At 42.5% G+C, this 23,656-nt stretch carries 25 protein-coding genes; 15 read left to right on the top strand and 10 right to left on the bottom strand.

Annotated features, from left to right (window positions below; genetic code table 11):
- Positions 1–23 precede the first annotated feature (23 nt).
- From BW947_RS08200 to BW947_RS08175, 6 genes are all read left to right on the top strand, one after another.
- Positions 24–533, top strand: a complete 510-nt coding sequence (locus BW947_RS08200; RefSeq protein ID WP_076498315.1) for a DUF2062 domain-containing protein — start codon at positions 24–26, stop codon at positions 531–533.
- Between the two features lie 371 nt (positions 534–904).
- Positions 905–2,077: an NnrS family protein gene (locus tag BW947_RS08195; protein ID WP_076498312.1), complete on the top strand. Its 1,173-nt coding sequence runs from the start codon at positions 905–907 to the stop codon at positions 2,075–2,077.
- A gap of 140 nt (positions 2,078–2,217) precedes the next feature.
- Positions 2,218–2,622: a phosphate-starvation-inducible protein PsiE gene (locus BW947_RS08190; protein ID WP_076498309.1), complete on the top strand. Its 405-nt coding sequence runs from the start codon at positions 2,218–2,220 to the stop codon at positions 2,620–2,622.
- A gap of 157 nt (positions 2,623–2,779) precedes the next feature.
- On the top strand, positions 2,780–3,082 hold the full coding sequence (locus BW947_RS08185) for a PilZ domain-containing protein (RefSeq protein ID WP_076498306.1): 303 nt from the start codon (positions 2,780–2,782) through the stop codon (positions 3,080–3,082).
- Between the two features lie 75 nt (positions 3,083–3,157).
- Entirely contained in the window at positions 3,158–3,826 is a 669-nt protein-coding gene (locus BW947_RS08180) for an AAA family ATPase (RefSeq protein WP_076498304.1), read from the top strand.
- Positions 3,813–4,157, top strand: a complete 345-nt coding sequence (locus BW947_RS08175) for a ribbon-helix-helix domain-containing protein (protein WP_076498302.1) — start codon at positions 3,813–3,815, stop codon at positions 4,155–4,157. The genes BW947_RS08180 and BW947_RS08175 overlap by 14 nt, the downstream gene beginning before the upstream one ends.
- A gap of 57 nt (positions 4,158–4,214) precedes the next feature.
- Here BW947_RS08175 and BW947_RS08170 read toward each other — a convergent pair whose 3' ends face one another.
- Complete coding sequence (locus BW947_RS08170) at positions 4,215–4,457, bottom strand: YecH family metal-binding protein (protein WP_076498300.1); 243 nt, start codon at positions 4,455–4,457, stop codon at positions 4,215–4,217.
- Positions 4,458–4,584: 127 nt separating this feature from the next.
- Between BW947_RS08170 and BW947_RS08165 the strand changes: the two genes are divergently transcribed.
- The 5 genes from BW947_RS08165 (at position 4,585) to BW947_RS08145 (ending at position 9,858) form a co-directional block, all read left to right on the top strand.
- A complete protein-coding gene (locus BW947_RS08165; RefSeq protein ID WP_076498298.1) occupies positions 4,585–6,282 on the top strand; it encodes a sensor histidine kinase in 1,698 nt (565 codons plus the stop codon).
- Entirely contained in the window at positions 6,279–6,989 is a 711-nt protein-coding gene (btsR, locus tag BW947_RS08160) for a two-component system response regulator BtsR (protein WP_076498295.1), read from the top strand. The genes BW947_RS08165 and btsR overlap by 4 nt, the downstream gene beginning before the upstream one ends.
- A gap of 209 nt (positions 6,990–7,198) precedes the next feature.
- Positions 7,199–8,659: a carbon starvation CstA family protein gene (locus tag BW947_RS08155; protein ID WP_076498292.1), complete on the top strand. Its 1,461-nt coding sequence runs from the start codon at positions 7,199–7,201 to the stop codon at positions 8,657–8,659.
- Between the two features lie 184 nt (positions 8,660–8,843).
- On the top strand, positions 8,844–9,239 hold the full coding sequence (locus BW947_RS08150) for a VF530 family protein (protein WP_076498498.1): 396 nt from the start codon (positions 8,844–8,846) through the stop codon (positions 9,237–9,239).
- A 166-nt stretch (positions 9,240–9,405) separates the two neighbouring features.
- Positions 9,406–9,858 (top strand): FlxA-like family protein, encoded by a 453-nt coding sequence (locus BW947_RS08145; RefSeq protein WP_076498289.1) that lies wholly within the window; start codon positions 9,406–9,408, stop codon positions 9,856–9,858.
- 69 nt (positions 9,859–9,927) lie between these two features.
- Here BW947_RS08145 and BW947_RS08140 read toward each other — a convergent pair whose 3' ends face one another.
- The 7 genes from BW947_RS08140 to BW947_RS08110 all read right to left on the bottom strand — a co-directional run bounded on the left by BW947_RS08140 (position 9,928) and on the right by BW947_RS08110 (position 16,638).
- Complete coding sequence (locus BW947_RS08140) at positions 9,928–10,848, bottom strand: hypothetical protein (protein WP_076498287.1); 921 nt, start codon at positions 10,846–10,848, stop codon at positions 9,928–9,930.
- A gap of 57 nt (positions 10,849–10,905) precedes the next feature.
- Entirely contained in the window at positions 10,906–11,520 is a 615-nt protein-coding gene (gene ribA / locus BW947_RS08135; protein WP_076498285.1) for a GTP cyclohydrolase II, read from the bottom strand.
- Between the two features lie 267 nt (positions 11,521–11,787).
- Positions 11,788–12,144, bottom strand: a complete 357-nt coding sequence (locus tag BW947_RS08130) for a YibL family ribosome-associated protein (RefSeq protein ID WP_076498282.1) — start codon at positions 12,142–12,144, stop codon at positions 11,788–11,790.
- A gap of 114 nt (positions 12,145–12,258) precedes the next feature.
- Positions 12,259–12,720, bottom strand: a complete 462-nt coding sequence (gene nrdG, locus BW947_RS08125; protein ID WP_076498279.1) for an anaerobic ribonucleoside-triphosphate reductase-activating protein — start codon at positions 12,718–12,720, stop codon at positions 12,259–12,261.
- A gap of 156 nt (positions 12,721–12,876) precedes the next feature.
- Positions 12,877–14,994 (bottom strand): anaerobic ribonucleoside-triphosphate reductase, encoded by a 2,118-nt coding sequence (nrdD, locus tag BW947_RS08120; RefSeq protein ID WP_076498276.1) that lies wholly within the window; start codon positions 14,992–14,994, stop codon positions 12,877–12,879.
- A gap of 349 nt (positions 14,995–15,343) precedes the next feature.
- Entirely contained in the window at positions 15,344–16,033 is a 690-nt protein-coding gene (locus BW947_RS08115) for a hypothetical protein (protein WP_076498273.1), read from the bottom strand.
- Between the two features lie 152 nt (positions 16,034–16,185).
- Entirely contained in the window at positions 16,186–16,638 is a 453-nt protein-coding gene (locus tag BW947_RS08110) for a MarR family winged helix-turn-helix transcriptional regulator (RefSeq protein ID WP_244153236.1), read from the bottom strand.
- Between the two features lie 178 nt (positions 16,639–16,816).
- On the opposite strand from BW947_RS08110, the gene BW947_RS08105 reads away from it, so the two are divergent.
- Positions 16,817–17,830, top strand: coding sequence for an NADP-dependent oxidoreductase (locus BW947_RS08105; RefSeq protein ID WP_076498268.1), 1,014 nt, complete (start codon positions 16,817–16,819; stop codon positions 17,828–17,830).
- A 148-nt stretch (positions 17,831–17,978) separates the two neighbouring features.
- Here the strand turns inward: BW947_RS08105 and rssA are convergent, their stop codons facing one another.
- Positions 17,979–18,926 carry a patatin-like phospholipase RssA gene (rssA, locus tag BW947_RS08100; RefSeq protein WP_076498265.1) on the bottom strand — a complete coding sequence of 316 codons (948 nt, stop codon included), beginning with the start codon at positions 18,924–18,926 and terminating at the stop codon, positions 17,979–17,981.
- Between the two features lie 246 nt (positions 18,927–19,172).
- Here rssA and BW947_RS08095 point away from each other — a divergent pair, with 246 nt between their 5' ends.
- From BW947_RS08095 to BW947_RS08085, 3 genes are all read left to right on the top strand, one after another.
- Positions 19,173–20,528: a DEAD/DEAH box helicase gene (locus BW947_RS08095; RefSeq protein ID WP_076498262.1), complete on the top strand. Its 1,356-nt coding sequence runs from the start codon at positions 19,173–19,175 to the stop codon at positions 20,526–20,528.
- 202 nt (positions 20,529–20,730) lie between these two features.
- Positions 20,731–21,168 carry a DUF3010 family protein gene (locus tag BW947_RS08090; RefSeq protein WP_076498259.1) on the top strand — a complete coding sequence of 146 codons (438 nt, stop codon included), beginning with the start codon at positions 20,731–20,733 and terminating at the stop codon, positions 21,166–21,168.
- 47 nt (positions 21,169–21,215) lie between these two features.
- The gene (locus BW947_RS08085; protein ID WP_076498256.1) at positions 21,216–21,740 is read left to right on the top strand and encodes a M48 metallopeptidase family protein; all 525 of its coding nucleotides are present in this window, start codon (positions 21,216–21,218) and stop codon (positions 21,738–21,740) included.
- Positions 21,741–22,249: 509 nt separating this feature from the next.
- On the opposite strand, the gene BW947_RS08080 is transcribed toward BW947_RS08085, so the two are convergent.
- The gene (locus BW947_RS08080; protein WP_076498253.1) at positions 22,250–23,551 is read right to left on the bottom strand and encodes a peptidoglycan DD-metalloendopeptidase family protein; all 1,302 of its coding nucleotides are present in this window, start codon (positions 23,549–23,551) and stop codon (positions 22,250–22,252) included.
- Positions 23,552–23,656 lie beyond the last annotated feature (105 nt).

Genomic DNA, 23,656 nt, shown 5'->3' with positions numbered 1-23,656 from the left:
AGTTAAGACAGTAATTTCAGCCTATGCCAAAAAAATTTATCAAAAGATTTATGCCTAAGCCTGAAACCTTGCGTGAGCATAAACACTTACGCATGTTCGGACGCTTGTTACATAATCCCAATCTGTGGGCACTTAATCGCAAATCGGCTCCTGGCGCATTCGCAGTAGGATTATTTGTTGCTTGGATCCCAATGCCATTTCAGATGGTCGTGGCTGCTGCTTTTGCTATTCTATTTAATGTTAATATTCCCGTTTCTGTTGCATTAGTATGGATAACTAACCCGTTAACCATGCCAGTGATGTTTTATGGTGCCTATTTACTCGGAGCTAAAATACTCGGCCATGCTCCGCAAGATTTTACCTTTGAAGCAAGCTGGCAATGGATTGAAGCATCGCTTGCCACCATAGGTCCGCCCTTCTTACTTGGCTGTTTGGTACTCGGCATCGTTTTTGCTGCTGTGGGTTATTTGCTAATTAATAATCTATGGAAATATTCGATTATGTTTAAATGGCAAAAACGTAAAAATAAATAATCTTTCAGCCCTTGCAGCTTATGTTGTGTAATCTCCCCAGTGCACAACATAAGCGATAATATATCAACGCCAATCAATAACTGAACGCTTCATCAGTCACTATCCTCTACTTAGCCGCAATCAACTACTCTCTCGCTAACCGTACAAATAACCTTTTATTGTAAATTAAGATTTATGCATAAAAATCAACTTAGTTACGTTAAATATGTGCTTGCCATCACGTAAAAAGTTTGAATTTAATTTAGCCCAGTTAAAGGGATATTTATCTTTAATCAACTTAAAGAATGTATACTCACATTGATATATATACATTCATTTTATTTGAACCTTATAATGCCTGACAAATTTAGTCAGATACTCAAGAGTGACTTATGTTGAACATTGATGATCCCGCGCATTTGCAGCCTCCAATAGCTTTATTTAGATTAGGTTTCAGACCATTTTTCCTGTTTGCCAGCTTATTTAGCGTACTCGCTTTAGGAATATGGGGAGGATTTCTATCAGGAATTAGCCTCTTACCCGTTTCACTTAATCCTCTTTGGTGGCATGGACACGAAATGATCTTTGGTTTCGTTTGTGCTGTCGTAGCCGGTTTTTTATTAACGGCGGTACAAAATTGGACAGGCCAGCCTGGAGCAAAAGGACCAGTGTTAATCGGGTTATTTGTCGTATGGTTGTTACCTCGGCTGTTATTCCTTGTGCCAGCAGCAGTGCCGTTTAAACTGATTATGTTTATCGACTTGTTATTTTTACCCCTCACCGCAGCGCTAATCGCTCGCTCAGTAATCCGTGTTCGTCAATGGCGTAACTTTGTATTCATCCCTATCTTTACTTTACTGACCCTAATGAATGCGCTGAGTTATTACGGCGTACTGACAAATCAATTTAACTGGGTAAACATTGGTTTATACGGCGCGGTTATTCTAATGAGCACCATAGTGGCTCTTTTAGGTGGTCGAGTTATTCCCTTTTTCACAGAAAAAGCCACACAATGGCAACGTCAGAGTTCTATTCCGGCACTCGAATGGCTAAGTTTTATCAGTCTTGCTACACTTGTCTTGAGTATCGTCCTGCAAGAGGACATCTTCATTCGCAGCATAGCGGGCATTGCGAGCTTAGTTTTGCTGTTACGCTGGCATCGTTGGGGTTGGCATGCAAGCTGGCGTGTTCCACTACTGTGGTCCCTGCATCTCAGTTATGTTTGCATCCCGCTTGGTCTAGCACTGATCGCTTTGGGGTTTCCGCTGTCTGTCGGTATGCACGCAATTACCGTTGGTGGTTTAGGCGGAATGATTTTAGCCATGATGGCTAGGGTCTCGTTAGGTCATACCGGTAGAGCATTGCAACCACCGCGTTTAATGCCATATTGCTTTGGATTAATGCTACTGGCAGTGTTACTCAGAGTGCTAGCGGGAATACTCCCCCTTTGGTCGTCACTGCTATTACTCAGCACGATTATCTGTTGGCTAGTCGCCTTCGGTTGTTTCTGCCTTTATTATGGCCCGATGTTATGTCAAGCCAGAACCGATGGTCGTCCCGGTTAAACATCACTTAAGACGGGCTTTGTAGTAAAGCCTACGATCATACGTATCTGTGAATTAAGTCACGGATATTTAGCTAGGTTTTCCCTGCTAATTGTTTTTTTACTGTTAGTATTTATACAAACATTTAGTAGGGAACTTCCATGCCATTTTATCGCCAATATGGTTCTAAAAGCCTTAAAGCCGTAGAACACTTAGTCTTATTTCTCATCGCTATTGCCACTATCGTCGCTATCGGCCAAGAAATTGTTCATATTATTTCTGTACGTATGGTGGTGCTAGCTGACTTACTCTTACTCTTTATTTACTTAGAAGTTCTAGCCATGGTGGCGAGTTATTTCGAATCAGGTAAATTACCCGTGCGTATGCCGCTTTATATTGCAATTGTGGCATTAGCGCGTTATTTGATATTAGATATGAAAAGTATGGATGACTGGCGTATCGTAGCGATATCAGCATCTACGCTTGTTTTAGCAGCGACCGTTATAGTGATCCGTTGGGGACAGTTAAAAATGCCTTACCCGAAAAACCAAGAATACGATAATTAATCAGCAACTAAATGGGTGCTATTGCTGCCTTAATGAGTGACATTAATTGTCTTGATATTAAGGTAGCACTTAAAGACCTCGCATTCACATTGGTATTCTGCCCAAAAGCCATTATGCTAGTTTTACTAAGATAAACCACTGACGGAGTAATTAAGTTATGGGCAGTCATTCTATTGGTTTCGAAGAAAAACGTACGTCATTACGTGTAGACATGGAAGCAGAACGGATAGTGTTAAATTGGGTCGATGCCCAAGGTGAAACACAAACCGACGAAGGCGTATGTATCGACTTAGCAAGACGTGGGCTTTTATTCGATTATAAAAAACCTTTTGCATTAGGTGAGCTAATTGAAGTGACCTTTAATGCCAATACTAGACAACAAAATACCATAAAGGGGCAAGTATGCCGTTGTGCTAAATGCCATGAGCACAGCTACCATATCGCCATACAACTCCTTTAATTAAACTTAAATTTCGCAGGTTTAGCGTGTCTGTTCTACACTCAATTCATTGCTAGGTTCATTAAGGGGCGTAACATGATTTTGTTGGTAGGAGGCGAAAAAGGAGGGAGCGGGAAAAGTTGTTTAGCTCAAAACCTTGCGGTGTATATTCAGCAAAAATTTCAAGCCAATGTTCTCATGGTCGATTGCGATCCCCAGCGCACCACTTCAGATTGGATCCAAGCAAGAAACAATGATCCCAGCCTTCCAAGCATTAATTGCATTCAACTTTATGGCAAAATCCGTAACGATTTATTGAGCCTCAATGACCGATTTGATTACGTAATTGTAGACTGCGGGGGGCAGGATAACTTAGCCATGCGCGCTGCAATGTCAGTTGCGACCTATGTTGTGATCCCTTTAAGGCCAAAGAGACGTGATCTAAAAACCTTACCTCACATGGAAGACATGCTAAGTACCTGCAAGATGGTCAACCCCAAAATGATATCTACAATCGTTTTGACCCAATGCCCTGCTCTGCCCACGCAATTTAAACGTATTTTAGAAGCGAAAGATGTGGTGAAATCCTTCGGATTAAGAGTGCTAAACTCGGTCACGTTTTGTCGAAATATTTATGACGACAGTGAAGAAAAAGGCTCCTCAGTGGTCGAAGTCGAACCCGATGGTAAGGCTGCCGATGAAATCCGCGCTATAGCGGATGAATTATTCGCAATACCATCAGAAAATAGCTATGAGCTTAACTGATCTTAAACGTAAGCGACCTAAGCAGCCCATCAAGTCAGTCTCTGTCGAGGATTTTATTGAAGATGCTAATAACTATGCCTTTGGTAAAAAAAGTTTATTAACCGCACCTACAACGTCGGCCTTTATTAAAGGGTTAGATAAAAAATCGACAAAAATTTATCGTCATGCAACCTTTACCCTCACTGAAAATAGTATCTCTCAGCTTAATACACTCTCAAAATCGACTGGTATCGCAAAGTCTCGATTACTGCGTATTCTAATCAATGAATTTAGCCAACTGACGCCCATACAACAAGAACTCATTGCCAACAAACGTCATAGCGAAACCTAGCCTTTAGCCAGAGTCACTGATTGAAAGTAGGCAGCTTCTGGTTGTATTACTCTTTAATCAATGATCACATTGTTTGCCCGCGGCGAGTTCAATACCTTGGGGCGTGTCGAGTAATTTTCCTTTGTGCATCAATAACTGTAGCAATGCTTCAGCGCTAAGATCAACGGCACTACACGTATGATATCGGGCCAATAAGCCAAACTGTTGTCCCATTAAAGAAATTAATTCAGGCTTTATAATCGCGGCCCCTTGAGCTACCATCAGCGCCATAACATCATGACCGTGAACAGAATTGGACATATGTCCTCCTAAAGATGCAATATGCTGCTCTTTATATCTTAACGGTTGAATTTGAACTCTGATCTCGCGCATACAATTTCAATTTGATACTACTGCGCCGACATCTGTGACAATAATGTGAGCCATTATGTCCTTAATTCTCTTGTTGACCCAACAGATGTCGCTGTATTTAGTGATTGTTTACTTGGTCAGTAAAACGCCGCTGTTTAAACTGTTTGCCGAAACATCCCCCCGTCTGCCACATAAAATTTTTATGTATCTGATTTTTTCAAGTTTCTGCGTTATGGCAACCTATTTTGGCGAACAAACCTCTGGAGCGATTGCCAATACGCGCGCAATGGGTGCGGTATTAGGGGGATTATTGGGCGGGCCAGTGACTGGTTTTCTGGTCGGACTCACTGGTGGGCTTCACCGTTATAGCATGGGCGGTTTTACCGACTTAGCCTGCGCGATTTCAACCACGTTAGAAGGACTCTCGGCGGGGATGATAAGCTTTTACTTAAGGCGTGCGGGTAAAAGTGAACTTATCTATAATCCATTACTCGTTTGCCTCGTGACCCTTTATGCCGAGATGATGCAAATGAGCATTATCCTTCTGGTCGCCCATCCTTTTGATGATGCATGGGCATTGGTCCGTCAAATTGCACCGCCCATGTTGTTGGTCAACTCCATCGGTGCAGCGCTGTTTATGAGCATGATCCGTGACCAAAAGGCCATGTTTGACAAACTGTCCTCTAGTTTTTCGACTAAGGCATTAAAAATAGCCGAACGCAGTGTTGGACTATTGTCAAAAGGATTTAACGAGCAGAGCAGCAGCCTCGTCGCTCAGATTGTTATTGAAGAAACCAACGTTGGCGCGGTCGCGATTACAGACAGAGACAAGCTCTTAGCTTTTATCGGTATCGGCGCCGATCACCATCTTCCAGGCACCCCAATTTCATCTAAAATCACCTTAGAAGCCATCAATCAAAATAAGGTGATGTTTGCCGATGGCGTTGAAATGCCCTATGCCTGCTCTATTTCAACTCACTGTCGCCTTGGTTCTAGCCTCGTTATCCCGCTACGCAGTGACACAGAAGTGATTGGCACTATTAAACTTTACGAGCCCAAAAATAAACTTTTTTTGAATATTAACCGTACCTTAGGTGAAGGTATTGCCCGTTTATTATCAAACCAAATACTTTATGGCCGTTTTGAACAACAACAAAATTTACTCACTCAAGCCGAACTTAAATTACTGCAGGCACAGGTTAATCCACATTTTTTGTTTAATGCCCTTAATACCATTAGCGCGATTATCAAGCGCGATCCCGATATGTCGAAACAGTTACTGCAGCAATTATCTCAATTTTTACGCATCAATTTAAAACGAACTACAGGTTTAGTGACGTTAGGTGATGAGCTAGATCACATCGCTTCTTATCTCACCATTGAAAAAGCACGTTTTATTGATAAATTGCATGTCAGTATCGCGATACCTGAATCACTCTATCACTGTAAGGTACCAGCTTTTACCCTGCAGCCTATTATCGAAAATGCGGTGAAACACGGCACTTCACACATGATTGAGCAAGGGAAAATTAAAGTGACGGGGAAACTAGAAAATAATGTATTGGAATTAGAAGTCATAGACAATGCTGGCTTATATCACCCCATTGAAGGCTCAGAGGGGCTTGGGATGAACTTAGTACATAAGCGCATTCAAAATCTTTTTGGCGAACAATATGGTGTCACAGTAACGTGCGATCCCGATGAATTAACCCGTGTCACCATTCGATTACCAATAGAATCTCCTGAAACATCAACGATGGGAATCGGCACGTGATTACTTGTTTAATTGTCGACGATGAACTGTTTGCTCGCGAAGAATTAGCCGACCTTTTAGGGCAAGAGCCCGATATGCATATCATAGGTCAATGTACCAACGCCATTGAAGCATTGCATATGATCTCAAAGGAAAAACCTCAACTGGTTTTTCTCGATATCCAAATGCCGCGGATTTCAGGTATGGAACTTATCGCCATGCTCGATCCTGACACTATGCCCAAAATCGTGTTTGTTACCGCCTACGACGAGTTTGCTGTCAAAGCCTTCGATAATCATGCCTTCGATTATTTGCTCAAACCGATAGATGCACAAAGATTCAGTAAAACACTCACTCGTGTGCGTAAAAACCTCGCGCCGCAGTTAATGGACGCTATTACCCCTAAAAATCTTGAACATATTCCGTGCTATAGCGGTAATAAGCTCAAAGTGATTGCCATCCAAGACGTAGAATATGTGTTTAGCGATTTAAGCGGCATTCATGTGGCCAGCACTAAAGGTAAAGTTCATACCCAATTAACCTTAAAAATATTTGAAGAAAAGACTCCACTGGTGCGCTGCCATCGTCAGTATTTGATCTCACCGAAAGCTATTGCTGAAATTGAACTGTTAGATACCGGCGCACAAGTCACCACGCATATGGGTGATAAAGTGCCCGTATCACGCCGCTATCTTAAGAGTCTTAAACAGCTTTTCGGCTTTCAATAGGCAGCATTCAAACCCGATTAACGGCATGTTATTGGTCATGCCGTTCGCCATGAAATGTCGGACAACACCTGCAGTTAACATAAAGGTGCAACCACTCAATCTCACCTATTACCGCTCAGACTGCATTTTCGACCACTGACTGATATTGCTCAGTTTTATATAAACAACGTGTTTACACTCGCCAGAACTCAAATGGGGAGATAACAAAAATGATGTGGTTCCTACTCTGTGTCGGTCTGCTGATCGGCGGCTACTTTATCTATGGCGCCTTTGTCGAAAAAGTCTTTGGCATTAACGCTAACCGTCAAACACCGGCTTTCACTCAGGCTGATGGCGTCGACTTTGTACCTATGTCTAAAGGCAAAGTTTATTTGATTCAATTGTTAAACATCGCAGGCGTAGGCCCAATCTTTGGCCCTATCCTGGGTGCACTTTATGGCCCTGCGGCCATGCTGTGGATTGTAATCGGCTGCATTTTTGCAGGTGCTGTACATGACTATTTTTCTGGCATGCTATCTGTACGTAACGGTGGCCAATCGGTGCCAAACCTTGCGGGTAAATATTTAGGCAAGAGCGCCAAACACTTTATGAACGTGTTTGCCATCGTGCTGTTACTGCTAGTCGGTGTGGTGTTTATCTCTGCGCCTGCGGGTTTACTTGGTAAATTAACCGGTTGGGACGTCAGTATCTTTGTAGGTATTATTTTTATCTACTATCTTATTGCCACTGTGGTGCCCGTCGATAAAATTATCGGTCGTCTATACCCTTTCTTTGGCGCTTTATTGTTCTTCATGTCATTTGGTTTAGCTATCGCGATTATGTTATCAAGCGAGCACACCTTACTGCCTAACGTGCAAGCGGGCGATTTCTTCCAAAACTTAAATCCAAATGACATGCCACTCTGGCCTGCCCTATTTATCACTATCGCCTGTGGTGCGGTGTCGGGTTTCCATGCCACACAATCACCTTTAATGGCACGCTGCGTTGAAAATGAGACTAATGGTCGCTTCGTCTTCTTTGGTGCCATGATTGGCGAAGGTGTCATAGCCCTGCTTTGGTGCGCCATTGCACTGTCTTATTTTGGTGGCGTTGAAGGGTTAAGCGCGGGGATGTCTGGTAACCCAGCAAACGTAGTATATGAAGCTTCTACTGGTCTATTAGGTGCTGTTGGTGGCTTTATGGCTATCTTAGGCGTAATTATCCTGCCGATTACCTCAGGTGATACCGCTTTTCGTTCTGCACGTTTGATTTTGGCTGAATTTTTCAACATGCCACAAATCTCACTGCCAAAACGGTTAGTGTTAGCTATCCCACTATTTGTTATCGGCGGCATGTTAACTCAGGTGGACTTCGGCATCATTTGGCGCTACTTCGGTGTGGCGAACCAAACCACTGCGGTGTTAATGCTGTGGACTGCATCGGCTTATCTACTACGCCATAACAAGCTGCATTGGATTGCGACAATCCCTGCAATGTTTATGACTACTGTGGTAATTGCATTCCTACTGAACTCATCGACCTTAGGCGCAGGTTTGCCGATGACGGTATCAACCATAGCGGGTGTAATCACCACCTTAGTGATTACTGCGTTATTGATTGTAAAAACGAAAGGTAAAGGCGAAATTGACTCACACATTGAAACTGAGCTAAAAGAGACGGTTAACGATTAATCTCATCATTAAATTGGAATATTATAAAACAGGCGCTTAATTGCGCCTGTTTTCATCACCACCTAACAGATTACCCGCAAAGCTCATTTTATTCGGCACTGACTCTCCATTTATTCGATAAGAGCCACGCACTGTATCAGTAATACAAAAATGCTATACTCGCGCCATAGCACACTGCACCATGATGCATAATATGAATCAATCGAATGACCCGCTGCACGGCCTCAAACTAGAAACTATTATTACTCATTTAGTCGAGCGATACGGCTGGGAGAATTTAGGCGAGAGAATTAATATTCGCTGTTTTACCCACGATCCCAGTATTAAGTCCAGCTTACAGTTTTTGCGCAAAAATGAATGGGCGCGTGATAAGGTCGAATATCTCTATTTGAGGGCCAATAAATTACCTTTACCACCAACACAAGCGGAAACCAAGCAAGCGGGCAAAAAGCCTACTGCTAAGCCTAAGGCAAAAGTCGCCAACCATAAAGTGGCTCAAGCGGCGCCAAATAAATCAGCTACCAGCGATAAACCGAGCGTAGATGGCAAAATAAATAAACATATTTGGGGTAAGAGTTAATTTTCTAGACTTAGTAATGCTTAAACAGCTCTGAGATAAGGGCTGTATTGTCATTAATACCGAACTCTACTTTTTGTGGTAAAAAAACGACCTTGGCTTTAGTTTTCACATGAATGGCCGATAATGTTTTGAGAATTAACCTAGTTTGTGCCTAATGGAGCATTTAATGAACATCAATGGAATAAATAGCACCACAACAGGTTCAGCTTTTACGCCAGTATCAAACGCATATATCGCAGCGACACCAACCACAAAAGCGGCGAATACTGAGCCAACAACAGACTCTCCGGATGCTCAAGATACCGTCTCCATTTCTAATGCTGGCCGTGTGGCACTATCCATAGATGTCGGCTCGACCTTAAGAGATAAAGCTTCTGCCCAAAAAGAACAATTAGACACTGCCACCTCAGAAGAACCAAAGTCAATAATTGATGCGCAAGTCCAAAAGATAAAAGAACAGATAAAAGCTTTACAGGAAATGCTGGCTAAACTGAAGGGCGATGACTCAGACGCCGCAGATCAGCAGCGTAAGCTTATCCAAGAACAAATCATGCAACTGAGTGGTCAAATAGCAACTTTAATGGATCAAAAGATACGCGATGCAAAGGAGTCAGCTTAACGTAAACGACTTTACGCAAAGCCTTTACCATATTATTAATCCATATCCAACGAAATGAATTCAACTAATCTAGATGGGAAAACTGAACATTAAGCGCCAAATATCTAAGCCATCACCACGGCGGTAGCTTAATCCTATGCGGTCAATATCGAGTAATTTTCCTCCAAGGGACTTAGAGAAGGCGAGAGAAAATCCTGCTTCATAACTACCTGAAACGATAGTATCTTGTTCGATTTCACTGATAAATCTGAGCTCATTAAAATACCAATAACCCACTGCAAATACTCTCGGTTGAACCTGAAAACTCCACCACTGCCAGCGCGGCGCTAATCCCACATCGACACCGGTTTGTAACACAGCAAATTGGTCAGCAAACTTACCATAGTGCTCACTGTAACCAGCAAAGTGTAACCTGGACACCCATACAGCATCTTGTCCCGCTAGGCTAAAGTCATACAAGCTACTGATGCCTGATGCAATAATGGCGATGTTATCGCCTTTATCAAAATTAGTACCAAACCCGATATCCAGATACGCTTCCATTCGAGTATTTTCGCTAGCCTGCCAATGGTGCTCAACACCAGGGGTCACTGTCATAGTGCCGATTGATGATGGCAACTCACCTTCGGTAATATCTTGGGCTAAATAATCAAAAAAGCCAAAGGAGATAGGTAAGCGTAACCAAGTCTGGCTATCACTGTCCTTTTTTAAATCGAAACTTAACGGAATACTCACAACAGTCGCATTTTGGTTTGCGGCGCGATAAACACCTGTGCCTAAATAACTACCAAATGCATAAACTGAATTAGGATTATCGCTCGTCTCTATCGGATTACTGTCATTAGCATCAACGGTGGGCTCATTGGTTTGGGGCAAAGATGGAATAACTTTTACAGCAAAAAATGAATTAGCGCAGGTGACAGGTGTAACCCCCACCATTGCCCAGCACATTACGAACAATAACAACAACCGACTGAAAAAATGGCTCAATTAACTTAAACCTTCCTCATCACTGACCCAATCGGTCGAATCATCATAAATACAAAACTACTTATTTTCATCCATAAAATGATATTCAGACATCAGATGTCCAAGCTCAGTAGATTTGGTTTTTAAGTAGGCTTCGTTGTAACGATTTTTACCGACTTGCAACGGCACACGTTCAACGACTTCGATACCACACTCTTGCATTGCTTTAACTTTACGCGGGTTATTGGTCATCAAACGCACATGTGCAACGCCTATCTGTTCTAGCATAGGTTTAATCATATCGTATTTGCGCATATCGGCTTCAAAACCCAGTTGCTCGTTAGCTTCAACGGTGTTGGCACCTTTGTCTTGCAACTCGTAAGCGCGAATTTTATTTAACAAACCAATGCCACGGCCTTCTTGGCGTAAATAGAGGATAAAGCCACTGCCCGTTTCGGCAATATTTTGCATCGCCGTTTGCAACTGAAAACCACAGTCACAACGCAAACTAAATAAGGCATCGCCGGTTAGACACTCGGAATGAATACGACCCAACACAGGTTCATCCGTACTGAACGTACCAAATGTCAGCGCAACATGCTCTTTACCTGATTCCGTATCTTCAAAACCATGCATGGCAAACACGCCCCAAGGAGTGGGTAACTTTGACGTTGCGACAAATTTTATCGACATATTTAACCTTTAACGACAACTCTCATTCCATGAGACAAATAAAATCCCTAGAAACAACTGAGGATTATGCACTTAGCCAACTAAGCGCAGCATTCTAAAGTGTTTTTGAACATTCAGAAATACTTTAGTGTTTTAATCAACTAAACCAAGCATGAGTGTCACTTTTAGATGGTCAGCACGAAAGAGTGGATTAAAACGAAGCAGTGCATAAAGTCAAAGGCCACAAGCTCGACACTCGATCTGCTACTTGTGGCATCCGATCACACATTAAAATTTTTCGGGTGCGTATCCAGTGACTTCAGTCAGTCTCATCTCACGGCCGATAGCCGTCATAGGATGGATAACTACCAACCCTTTTACAGACTTTTTCAGTTTACCCATGTCCGCTTGCTCTGCTTTTGTCAAAGCACGGTGGAAAGGTAAATCCTTGATATCTGAACCTTGCTTATTCAATAAGCGAGTTTGCTGTCCTTTCACACTGGCAATTTGCTTAGTGACGGCAGCGATTTCACGTTTGAACTGGGCAATAACCACGTCATCGCCTCTTTGTTCAGCCGCAGCAAGTTTACGACGAAATTTATCGACTTTATCGTTAAGTTGCTGCAGTTCTTGCTTTAAATTCATTCTGTTACCTTAAATTACCTAAGTTAGCCACAGTAAAATCTTAGCCTGATTATGCTAGCATCTGTGTCAAGGCCTCAGATTATAGCAGTAAGTTGCAGATCCTCGTTACCGCTTTTATAACAAACGAATGATCTGATTGCTGCTACCGCGAAACATCAAACTCGGATCGGCAAGATTTTGCTCAAATTTTCCATCCACCAGCACATCAATATAGGGTAATACCGCGCGTTGTTTATCACTTAACTCATCAAATACATAGCCCGTCCATAACCATATATCTTTACTCGGACACTCACTTTTAACGCGTTTGACCAGTGCCAAAATAGTATCAAGATTAGCGGGCAACAAAGGATCGCCCCCCGAGAGGGATAAACCGCGGCGCACTATTCGTTGATCACTGAGATCAGCAATAATCCTATCTACCATCACGCTATCAAATAAATGCCCTGAGCGGACATCCCAAGTACTTTGATTATAACAACCGCGGCATTGGTGCTCACAACCAGATACAAATAGGGTCACGCGCGTACCAGGGCCATTCACTACATCGATAGGAAAATACTGATGATAATTCATAGCTTATAGTTCATAGTGCAATGCCATTTTAATATTAAGACTAATGTCATCGCACCATTGATACCATGAAATAAGCCTAACAAGCAGAATAAGGTCAATTCCCAAACGACCTGAAAATACCAGTTTCAGTATCTCCAGGTTGTTTAGATATAAGTATTACAAGTGTTTGATTCTACGTTTAACTTCTTCTTGTTTACCATGATTAAATGGCCGAGCATCAGGGCTGCCCAAGTAACCGCAAACCCGGCGCGTTACCGACACACGGCTAGGTTCGTGATTACCGCATTTAGGACACGTAAAGCCTTTACTGGTGCAGCTAAATTCGCCGGTAAAACCGCAGTCATAACACTCATCAATTGGGGTGTTAGTGCCATAGTAAGGCACACGGCTGTAACTATAATCCCAGACGTTTTCTAACGCTTCAAGGTTATGCTGCATGTTGGGATACTCGCCATAGCAAATAAATCCACCGCTGGTTATCGCAGGATATGGCTGCTCAAAATCAATTTTATCGTATGGATTGACGTGCTTTTCAACATCAAGATGGAAACTATTGGTGTAGTAGCCTTTATCCGTCACCCCAGTGACAACACCAAATTGTTTGGCATCTAGTTTACAAAAGCGACTGCAAAGATTCTCACTTGGCGTGCTATATAAACTAAAGCCATAACCCGTCTCAACTCTCCAAGCATCAGTAGCGGCTTTTAGATAAGCAACAATGGCAACGGCCTTTTCCCTTAATAGTGCATTATCAAATACATGGGTTTGGGTGCCATAAAGTGCATTAATGGTTTCATGTAAACCAATGTAACCGAGTGAAATTGACGCACGGCCATTTTTAAAAATTTGCGACACATCATCATCTGCTCGTAAACGTACGCCACAGGCACCTTCCATATACAAAATAGGTGCAACACGGGCTTTTACGCCGTTAAGTCGCTCAATGCGAGTATCCAGTGCTTTACGAGCCAAAACTAATCGATTATCCAAAATACGGTAAAATTCGGCTTCGTTGCCCTGTGCTTCTAAGGCAATCCGCGGCAGATTTAAACTGACCACCCCAAGATTATTACGCCCTTCATGCACGAGTTCGCCATTTTCTTCATAGGTGCCTAAAAAGCTTCGACAACCCATTGGAGTTTTAAACGAACCAGTGACTTTTTCAACTTGTTCATAATTAAGAATATCGGGATACATACGCATAGTTGCGCATTTGAGCGCCATTTGTTTGACATCATAATTGCAATCGCCAGCCTTGTGATTGATGCCATCACGAATAGCAAATACGAGCTTAGGAAATACTGCTGTTTTACGGTTTTTGCCTAAACCTGCCATGCGCACTTTGAGCATAGATTGCTGAATTAAGCGTGATTCCCACGAAGTACCTAAACCAAAGCCAAAGGTTACAAATGGTGTTTGTCCATTGGCGGTATGCAAGGTATTTACTTCGTATTCGAGTGATTGAAACGCATCGTGACACTCTTTTTCAGTTTGCGCAGTGGCAAAAGCTTTGGCGTCGGTGATCTTCCAATTTAATGCGGTTTGATAGTGCTTGTCATAACTCTTGGCGACAAATGGCGCTAACACTTCGTCGATACGGTTAATGGTCGTGCCACCATAGATATGGCTCGCCACTTGGGCAATGATTTGCGCGGTGACCGCCGTTGCTGTAGAAATCGATTTTGGCGTTTCAATCTCAGCATTGCCCATTTTAAAGCCGTGAGTCAACATGCCAGCCAAATCAATTAGCATGCAGTTAAACATAGGGAAAAACGGCGAATAATCTAAGTCGTGGTAGTGGATCTCACCCGCTTCATGGGCAGCAACCACATCCTTTGGCAAAATATGACTTTTGGCATAATGTTTTGCCACTATGCCCGCGAGTAAATCCCGCTGAGTCGGGATCACTTTGGAATCTTTATTGGCATTTTCATTAAGCAATGCCGCATTACTCTGCTCAACTAAACCACGGATCTCAAGGTTGAGTTTACTGGTCGCATCACGACATATATCTCTATCGTGACGGTATTCGATATACACCCGTGCCAGCGACTTGTACGGGCCTTCCATCAGTAAGTTTTCAACGACATCCTGCAGATAATGGATATCCACTTCGGTTAATGTCGCCACTTGCAGCCTCACACTGGCAGCAACTGTTGCAGCATAATCAGTATCTTCAATACCTGCCGAGTTTGCAGCGGCTATAACCGCATCTCTTATTCTTGTTTCATCAAAAAGTGTGCGGCAACCATCCCGCTTAATCACGACTGGCATTAGTGAGTCCTTCTCCATTTAGACCGAATCAAACACCACATGTAGTAACCAATGATTCAGCAAACACAATATGTAGCGTATTAGGCGGCATCGACATTAAAGTTTCTATGATCCAGATCATGGTTTTCAAGATAGGAGAAAAGAACAAAGCAGAAGTGTTGTAATAGCCGATGATCCACACTTAGAGCCTTGACCTTCGTCATAAAGCAAGATAGATGGAGGATAAAATAGGTAGATAGAAAATAAATAGATGGGAGATAAAATAGGTGTGATTTTATAACAATTAGCACAAAGCCATTTTCAATAAATAAAAAATAGCTTTGATATTAACAAAATATACGTCGGCATATTAACGTTTAGCAAGTGCCAGATAACTGCTTAACTGACCCGATGCAGACTGATGCGCCCCCATCGATGAGGCCAATTGCATCATTGATTTAAGCCCCTGCCATTGCTGTTTTTGTGTATCGGTTAACGCTGGTTCTGAATTCAAATAATCAGTTAACTGTCCGAGTGTCTTAGTGGCTTTTTGCGCCAATACTGGCGAATGCGCATCATCCATATTAGTTAAAACACTTTTAGCATCTATCAAGGTATTAATCAGCGGATTATTTGGCGAGTTTTTAGCGAGTGATTTAAGTTCATCATCGACAAAATCTTGTAGCGACTGCTTGCTTGGCTCTGTCGTACTGGGAACTGTTATACCATTTTTGGATAAACGTTCGAGTTGCATGTCCGATAAAATCCCGTCTTTTTGTAAACGTGACACTAACGCAGGGATCTTCGCGACACCAAATTGGCCATCGGCAAAAAAATCCTTCGCCATCGACTGAATTTTCTGTGCTCGCTGCGCCCTAGGTGACAGTGCGATTTCATCCGCTTTTGTCGCGTCTGTTTTAGTCGTATCTGGCTGAGGTTTGGTTGACGTAATAGTGCTATCTGTTTTAGCCGTATTGGTTTTTTGGCTATTGGCACCATAAGCATCGGCGACACTGGTACTACTACGAGTAAGATTGAAGCTATTTGCAATAGAATTCATTGTCAATAATTCGGCGTCTAAGATTAATTGGTAGTTTTAAAGCAAAAATTAAGCCAATCAAGTATGAATCTATGCCTAGCTAGAATTAAGGCCTTCACACAGCTATCCCTGCACATCACTATCCCAGCACAGGATATTAGGTAGACTTATGCCTAGGACTGTAAGTCCTCAATCAGAGCAAGACATTGGCGGCGCAATAAATCGAGTGCCTCAGCATCCAGCTGCACTTTATCGAGCAGCGTTTGCTTTAAGGCTAACGCTTCATGCTTAATATCTTCTCCCTGACTGGTCAGCGTCACCCGTTTTTTCCGTTCATCATCCACACAAACTAAACGCGTGATCAGCCCTTTCACCTCAAGTCGCTTAACGATAGGCGTTAAAGTGCCCATATCAAGCTTAGTTGCCACGGATAACTGCGTTTGACTACAACCGTTTTGACGCCACAGGGTTTGCATCACTAAATATTGAGGGAAGGTTAATCCGTATGCTTCAAGTAACGGTCGATAAGCGCGCACCAGCGCATTACTCGCAGAATAAAGTGCAAAGCAAACATTATCAGATAAACACAGTTTATCTATCGCCTCTTCAGTATGAGTCGAAATGATTGCATCTCTTTTCGGTTTGACTGGAATATGTGTCACGTTTAGGTATTTGTCATTCAAACATACTGCATCTTACTCTATCCACTTTGGTGCATCTAGTTTGCGCGCAAAGTATTTGCATTCAATCCTTAACCCACGTAAAGTTATTGCAATTAGTTTGCGCACAAACAAAAGGTCAGTTATGAATAATCCTATTACACAAACCCGTGAAATCCATTTAGCCAGTCGCCCAGAAGGCATGCCATCTGTTGATAACTTTGCTTTAGTAAATAAATCCTTAGCGCCACTTGCTGACGGCCAAGTGCTGATTAAAAACCTGTGGATGTCTGTTGACCCTTACATGCGTGGTCGCATGGTTGATCGCAAGAGCTATATTGCGCCCTTCGCGTTAAATCAAGTGCTAGAAGGTGGCGCTATTGGTGAAGTTATCGCGTCTAAAAACAATAAGTTCCCTGTGGGAACGAAAGTCAGCAGCATGTTAGGTTGGCGCGAACATGCCGTAACTGATACCGATGGACTGACAGCTCTGCCACAAACCGAATTAGATAGTTCACATTTTTTAGGTGTACTGGGTATGCCCGGTATGACAGCATGGACGGGGCTGACGCGTATTGCTAACTTAAAAGCGGGTGAAACGCTGTTTGTCTCAGCCGCATCTGGCGCAGTAGGCAGTGTCGCTTGTCAGCTTGGTAAGTTGATGGGCGCTCGAGTAGTTGCCTCAGTTGGCTCAGATGAAAAAGCTCAATTATTACAAAGTTATGGTGTCGATAGCATCATCAACTACAAAACCTGTGGCGATCTGACTCAAGCCTTAGCAAAAGCTGCACCAGAGGGTGTGGACGTATATTTTGAAAACGTTGGGGGTGAACATCTAGCCGCAGCACTGAGTAATATGAAAGATCACGGGCGAATTGCCGTCTGCGGCATGATTTCACTCTATAACGAATCCACTCCTACCGCTGGTCCAGATAATTTATCCCTGATTGTGATGCGAAAATTAAAACTCGAAGGTTTTATCGTATTTGAACATTGGGACCACTATCCTGAATTTGCAGCAAAAATGGCGCAATGGTTAGCTGAAGGTAAAGTGCAAGCTGAGCAAACTATTTATCAGGGAATAGAACAAGCACCCGATGCGTTTATTGGTCTATTTGAAGGTAAAAACCGCGGTAAAATGCTAGTAAAGCTGGCTTAAGAACAACTAATGTTAAGCGAAACAGTTAGCTTAACATTACCGTTAAGAAAATATTAAGTCGGTATAGCGAGACGAATGCCGACTTTTATTATTTGATATCAATCGCCTGCCTTGCTTCGCTGCCCTGTTTATTCTGGGGCGACTGTTATTAACCTTTCCAGAGTGCGGCTTCAATCAAATGAGCCACTTTTTCTACGGCAGCTTCACCCGCAGCAATAGCTTCATCGGCACGATGAAACTCCATCGTCCCAATATTACCCACTTCAGGCACAATACAAATATCAGGTGGATCGCCCATTAATCGTGCTCTTTTATGTCTTTGTTCTAAAATCCCCATCGACTGCGACATTACCGCTATCATGCCGGGATTTGATTTAGTGCCCAATGAAAACTTATCCGTCAAATTACTCACATAATCTCGACCGCGGGCAAATAAATCCATAAAACCCGTTTCTTGTCGTGCGGGTATCTCAACGCTTGCTGCAGGTATTTTTTGACTGGACATATTAACAGGCAATGCTTGGACACGCCCTGAATGATAGCCATATAAATCAACTGCAATCACCACATCAACACCCATGGCACGGCTCATTGAAACAGGCACAGGATTAACCACTGCGCCATCGACTAACCAACGTTCCCCTTGACGTACAGGGGCTAAAATCCCTGGCATAGAACAAGAAGCTCGCACCGCTTGACGTAAATCTCCTTCAGTAAACCAAATCTCCTGACCCGAGTATAAATCAGTCGCAACCGCGGCAAAGGGACGGCTAAGTTTCTCAATATCCACATCTCCTATTCGGGCATGCAGCACATCAAATACTTTATCGCCGCCAATAAGGCCACCTTTGCGCCATCGAATATCCATCAAACCCAGTACATCCCAACTAGAGAAACCACGTACCCATTGTTCCAATTCAGGTAAATGTTCATGGGCATAAGCGGCGCCTACCAATGCCCCTATTGAGCATCCAGCAACTTTATCAGGTTTAACTCCCATTGCGGCTAAACCATTTAATACGCCAATGTGTGCCCAACCTTTCGCAGCGCCGCTGCCAAGCGCAATACCCACAGTGGGAGCTGTTCCACTAGCCATAAATTATTCTCCAATTACATACTGCATAACACGATAGCGTAAAACACGCTCACATCCACAGCTTATCAATAAAATTTGTATGATTAATTTTGTAACTTAAATGTAAACAAAAACAGTAATGTCAGTTTGAATCACGCCATCACACATCATTCAAGCGCTAGAGTGCAGATAATCATCAATGTGGATGGCTGAGTATGGGGGATTAAGGCTATAATCTGCCCTTACTAAGATTTAGGGGATATACCTTTGCAATTTACCGATTTTTCTCTGGACCAGCGTCTGCTACAAAGCATAAAACACATGGGCATTACTGAGCCCACAGCCATCCAGGAACAAGCACTGCCTATCGCATTGGCAGGTAAAGATTTAATGGCGTCATCAAAAACGGGCTCTGGTAAAACCTTAGCGTTTTTGTTACCCGCATTGCAAAGAGTTATTTCGACCCGCTCACTGTCAAAGCGCGATCCTAGAGTCTTAATTTTATTACCTACTCGTGAGTTAGCACATCAAGTTTATAGCCAACTTCGTCTGCTTGTCGCCAACACTCAATACAAAGCGATCAGCGTATTAGGGGGTGAGAACTTTAACGACCAAGCTAAAGCACTCGCAAAAGAGCCACATTTTATTGTGGCGACCCCAGGTCGTATCATTGATCATTTAGAGCAAAAAAATCTATTCCTAAATGGTTTAGAGTTATTAGTGCTCGATGAAGCCGACCGCATGTTAGATTTAGGCTTTGCTCCACAACTGAAAGCAATCAACGAAGCTGCCGACCATAAACGTCGTCAAACATTGATGTTTTCGGCAACCTTAGATCATAACGAAATCAATGATATCGCAGCAACCTTGCTAAAAAATCCTGCGCATGTCGCCATTGGCGCTGCTCACTCAGAACATAACGATATCCATCAGCGCATCTTTTTATGTGACCACTTAGACCATAAAGAAGCGCTTTTAGCTCGTTTGCTCAAAGACGAAACTCATAAGCAAGTGATCATCTTTACCGCCACTCGCCCTGATACTGAGCGCTTAGCTGCTAAATTAACAGCGCAAGGTTTTGCAACCGCGGCACTCAGCGGTGATTTAAAGCAAGCCGCACGCAACCAAATCATGGACCAATTTGCCCGTGGCCAACAACAAGTCCTCGTGACGACCGATGTTGCCTCTCGTGGTTTGGATTTGCTCAATGTGTCCTTAGTTGTCAACTTCGACATGCCTAAATTTGCCGAAGAATACGTGCATCGTATCGGCCGTACTGGCCGTGCTGGTGCTAAAGGTGATGCTATATCGCTCGTCGGGCCTAAAGATTGGGACAACTTTAAGAAAGTCCAAGTGTTCCTTAGAAAGACCTTTGAGATCAGTACGATTCTAGGTCTAGAAGCTAAATTTAGTGGTCTAAAAAGCAAAGCCAAACAGACGCCAGCAAAACGTGTTGCTAAAGCCGAGCTTGCTAAAGGTAAGAGCAAAAGAACTAAAGCAGCCACACCGGCGCCTTCACGGGATAAGCGTTTTATCACGGGCGTGGACATTGGCGATGCACCCATGCGTAAAAAGCCTGCTGCGGCGAAATTACTGCAAGACAATGATACAGAAGAAGTTTAGAACAAATTAAAGCATACATGCCGGTGGATTTAACATCAGATTTTATTTCTGATACACAACACATTGGCTGATCGAATACTGGGAATTGACGCACTAAGCGCATCAGTCTGTCGCCAAGCGAATCAAAAGCGCAGGGTAAACACTGATCCTCACGTCATTTCCAGCTACAATAGCGCTATTATCGATATTTTGAAGGTGTAACATGAGAGTTTGTGGTGTTGAATTAAAAGGTGGCGAAGCCATTATCAGTTTATTGAGCTATGAAGGTGAAACCTTCAATGTGCCAGAATGCCGTAAGGTGTCTTTCACCGTTTCCCAATCTGCTACCACAGAAGCTATTCGTGAGTTTCACTTCGCTTTTCATAAGCTTATGCAAGATTATCGCGTTGATGAAGTTGTCATCATTGAACGTGAACAAAAAGGTAAATTGGCGGGCTCAGCCACAAGTTTTAAACTTGAAGCAGCGATTCAATTAGGTGAATTACCTGTCAGCTTACTGTCTCCTGTCACTATCAAAGAGCAAAATAAGCGTAATCCACCACAAGTCGATTTTGATAGCTTAGACCTTAAAAAGGTACAACAGCTTGCTTTTGAAGCCGCCTACGCCCAGCAAAATCGCCATATTTTTGGCAAGATATAAGTAGTGTGATGACTTAGGCTCCGAAGTTATTCGGAGCTAAATACCTTATGAATTCATTAAAATACCTAAGCGGCTATAGCCCTGAGATCCAGCAGCAAGTACAGCAACATCTGGATGCGGGTACTTTATCCAAGCTACTGTTGAAACGTCATCCTGTCATACACAGTGTTCGCAGCGATAAAGCGCTGTACGATTATACCCAAACGATTAAAAATCAATTTTTACGCCAGTCATCCCCACTATCCAAAGTAATCTTTGATGATAAAATTAGCATGAGTCATCATGCACTTGGGTTACATTCTTATGTAGCACGAGTTCAAGGCAATAAAATCAAAGCAAAGAACGAAATCCGTATATCTTCACGTTTAAAGCGCGTACCAGAACCTTTACTACGGATGGTTGCTGTGCACGAACTTGCCCATTTAAAAGAAAAAGATCACAACAAGGCTTTCTATAATTTGTGTATCCATATGGAGCCAGATTATCATCAATTTGAGTTTGATTTGCGTCTATTATTAACTTGCATCGATGCCAATATATCCCCTTATTCGACCAATACGGTCGACGCCTAAATAATAATATTCCTCATTTAAAATGAAGCGATGCTGGTTGCTAAAGTAAATGGTCCAGTATTCAAAGGCAGATAATGTCTGTGTGCGCTAAAAAATAATTCAAAGACCTCAAACCAGTTAATAGACGATGATCTAAATAATTGCTCTCAATCACTGTACCCCAATTATTCAATGGGACACTCGAACGCTAAGTTCTGCCATTAAGCTATCTCAACTACACATATACTCACGACAATCACTAAGCCTTTACTGCGCTCTTATCTTATTCTGATACATTCATTACCGACAAGTTTGAATGAAATTTAAGCTGATTTTGTGATAAGAAAAATGCTTATAGAATGCAGAGGCTATTATGGTGTAAATAACATAGCCTTGAGATAAGTGACATAACAGATATAAAAATACCGATGGCACTTAAGTGTTATCGGTATTTTTATATCTTTAGTAATGTGGTTATTATGGATTATTCAGGTTTTAATCAACTCTAATTCATCGTCTAAGCCAATTACTTAGCCTAAGTTCATCATCGCTTGGCGACTCTCGACTAAGTTAGTAAATATTTGTAAGTCTTGGTTGGCTAACTGACTAGACATTGGAATATCTGCTTTTAACGGATCAACTGGTTTACCGTTAATATGGAATTCATAATGTAAATGTGGCCCTGTCGAACGCCCAGTATTACCCGATAAAGCAATAACTTGTCCGCGAGTAACACGTTGGCCTTTACGCACAAGTGCTTTAGATAAATGTAAATAACGAGTACGGTACTTACCACCATGCTCAATCACAATATATTTACCGGCAAACTGGTGGTCTGTCACTAAACTTACGATACCGTCCCCAGGGGCAATAACTTTAGTGCCGATAGGAACGGAAAAGTCAGTACCGTTATGTGGTGAAATACGGCCAGTAATAGGATGTTTACGATATGCGTTAAAACGAGAGCTCATACGCGGTTGCTTAGCTAACGGATAACGCTGGAATGCGCGAACTAAACTTTGCCCTTTAGCATCGTAATAACTACCATCAGAATATTGGAATGCACTAATTTCAGACCGACCCGTTTTAATTGTCACCCCTAAAATTTGGCTACTTCCTGTGGCTTCGCCTTCAACATATTGATCATTTACCAAAACAGAAAATTGATCACCAGCACGTAAATCACGGGCGAAATTTAACTTTTCTTTGAGTAAATCTTCAATGCGCTGAATGTCGGCGGCCGCTAAACCCATTTTTTGTGCCGAAACATAAAAAGAGCCTTTAATATCCCCACTGATAATACGATTTTGCCAAACACCTTCTACGTTAACTTCCTCAACATTAAAACTACCATCTTCATAACGAGTAAAAACAACTTGGCGGGCAGTGTTAAAATAAAGTTCTAATTTCTGTAGTTGGCCTTCGTTATCTAACCAAAATTGAATTCTGTTGCCGGGTAATAAAGTATCAAGTGCGAGGATATTTAAATCAGCTTCTAACACCTTATACATAGTCTGTTGATCAACGCCCGCTTTTGAAAACAAGCCACTCAATGTATCACCAGAGGCAATAACGCGTTCGAAATGAGGGATATTACTGATGAATGCACTATTTTCAGTTTCTTGAGACTCAGAAACTTGAGGTAGTATATTTTCGATATCGAGGGTAATAGGGATCCGCTGTGCAGTAGGCATGATATTGCTACTATTAGGCATTAGCATAGCAGCGCCAATCAACAGGCCACCCATTAATAGAATGTTCTTCTGTTTTGATGATAAGTTCTGCAAACGGGATTGCGATAAGTTGATAAAGTTGGGTTTGCCTGTTTGCAACGCTTCTCACCTTTCGTTAACTTTGTACTCTATTTTTGAACCAGCCCCTTAAAGGGAAGCTCTAATTTTTTCCAACTTATCCCAAAAAAACGATTATGACAATCG

Origin of the sequence: Shewanella morhuae (assembly GCF_900156405.1) — a bacterium.
Taxonomy (GTDB): Bacteria; Pseudomonadota; Gammaproteobacteria; order Enterobacterales; family Shewanellaceae; genus Shewanella; species Shewanella morhuae.
This window is presented reverse-complemented; position numbering and strand designations above follow the sequence as displayed.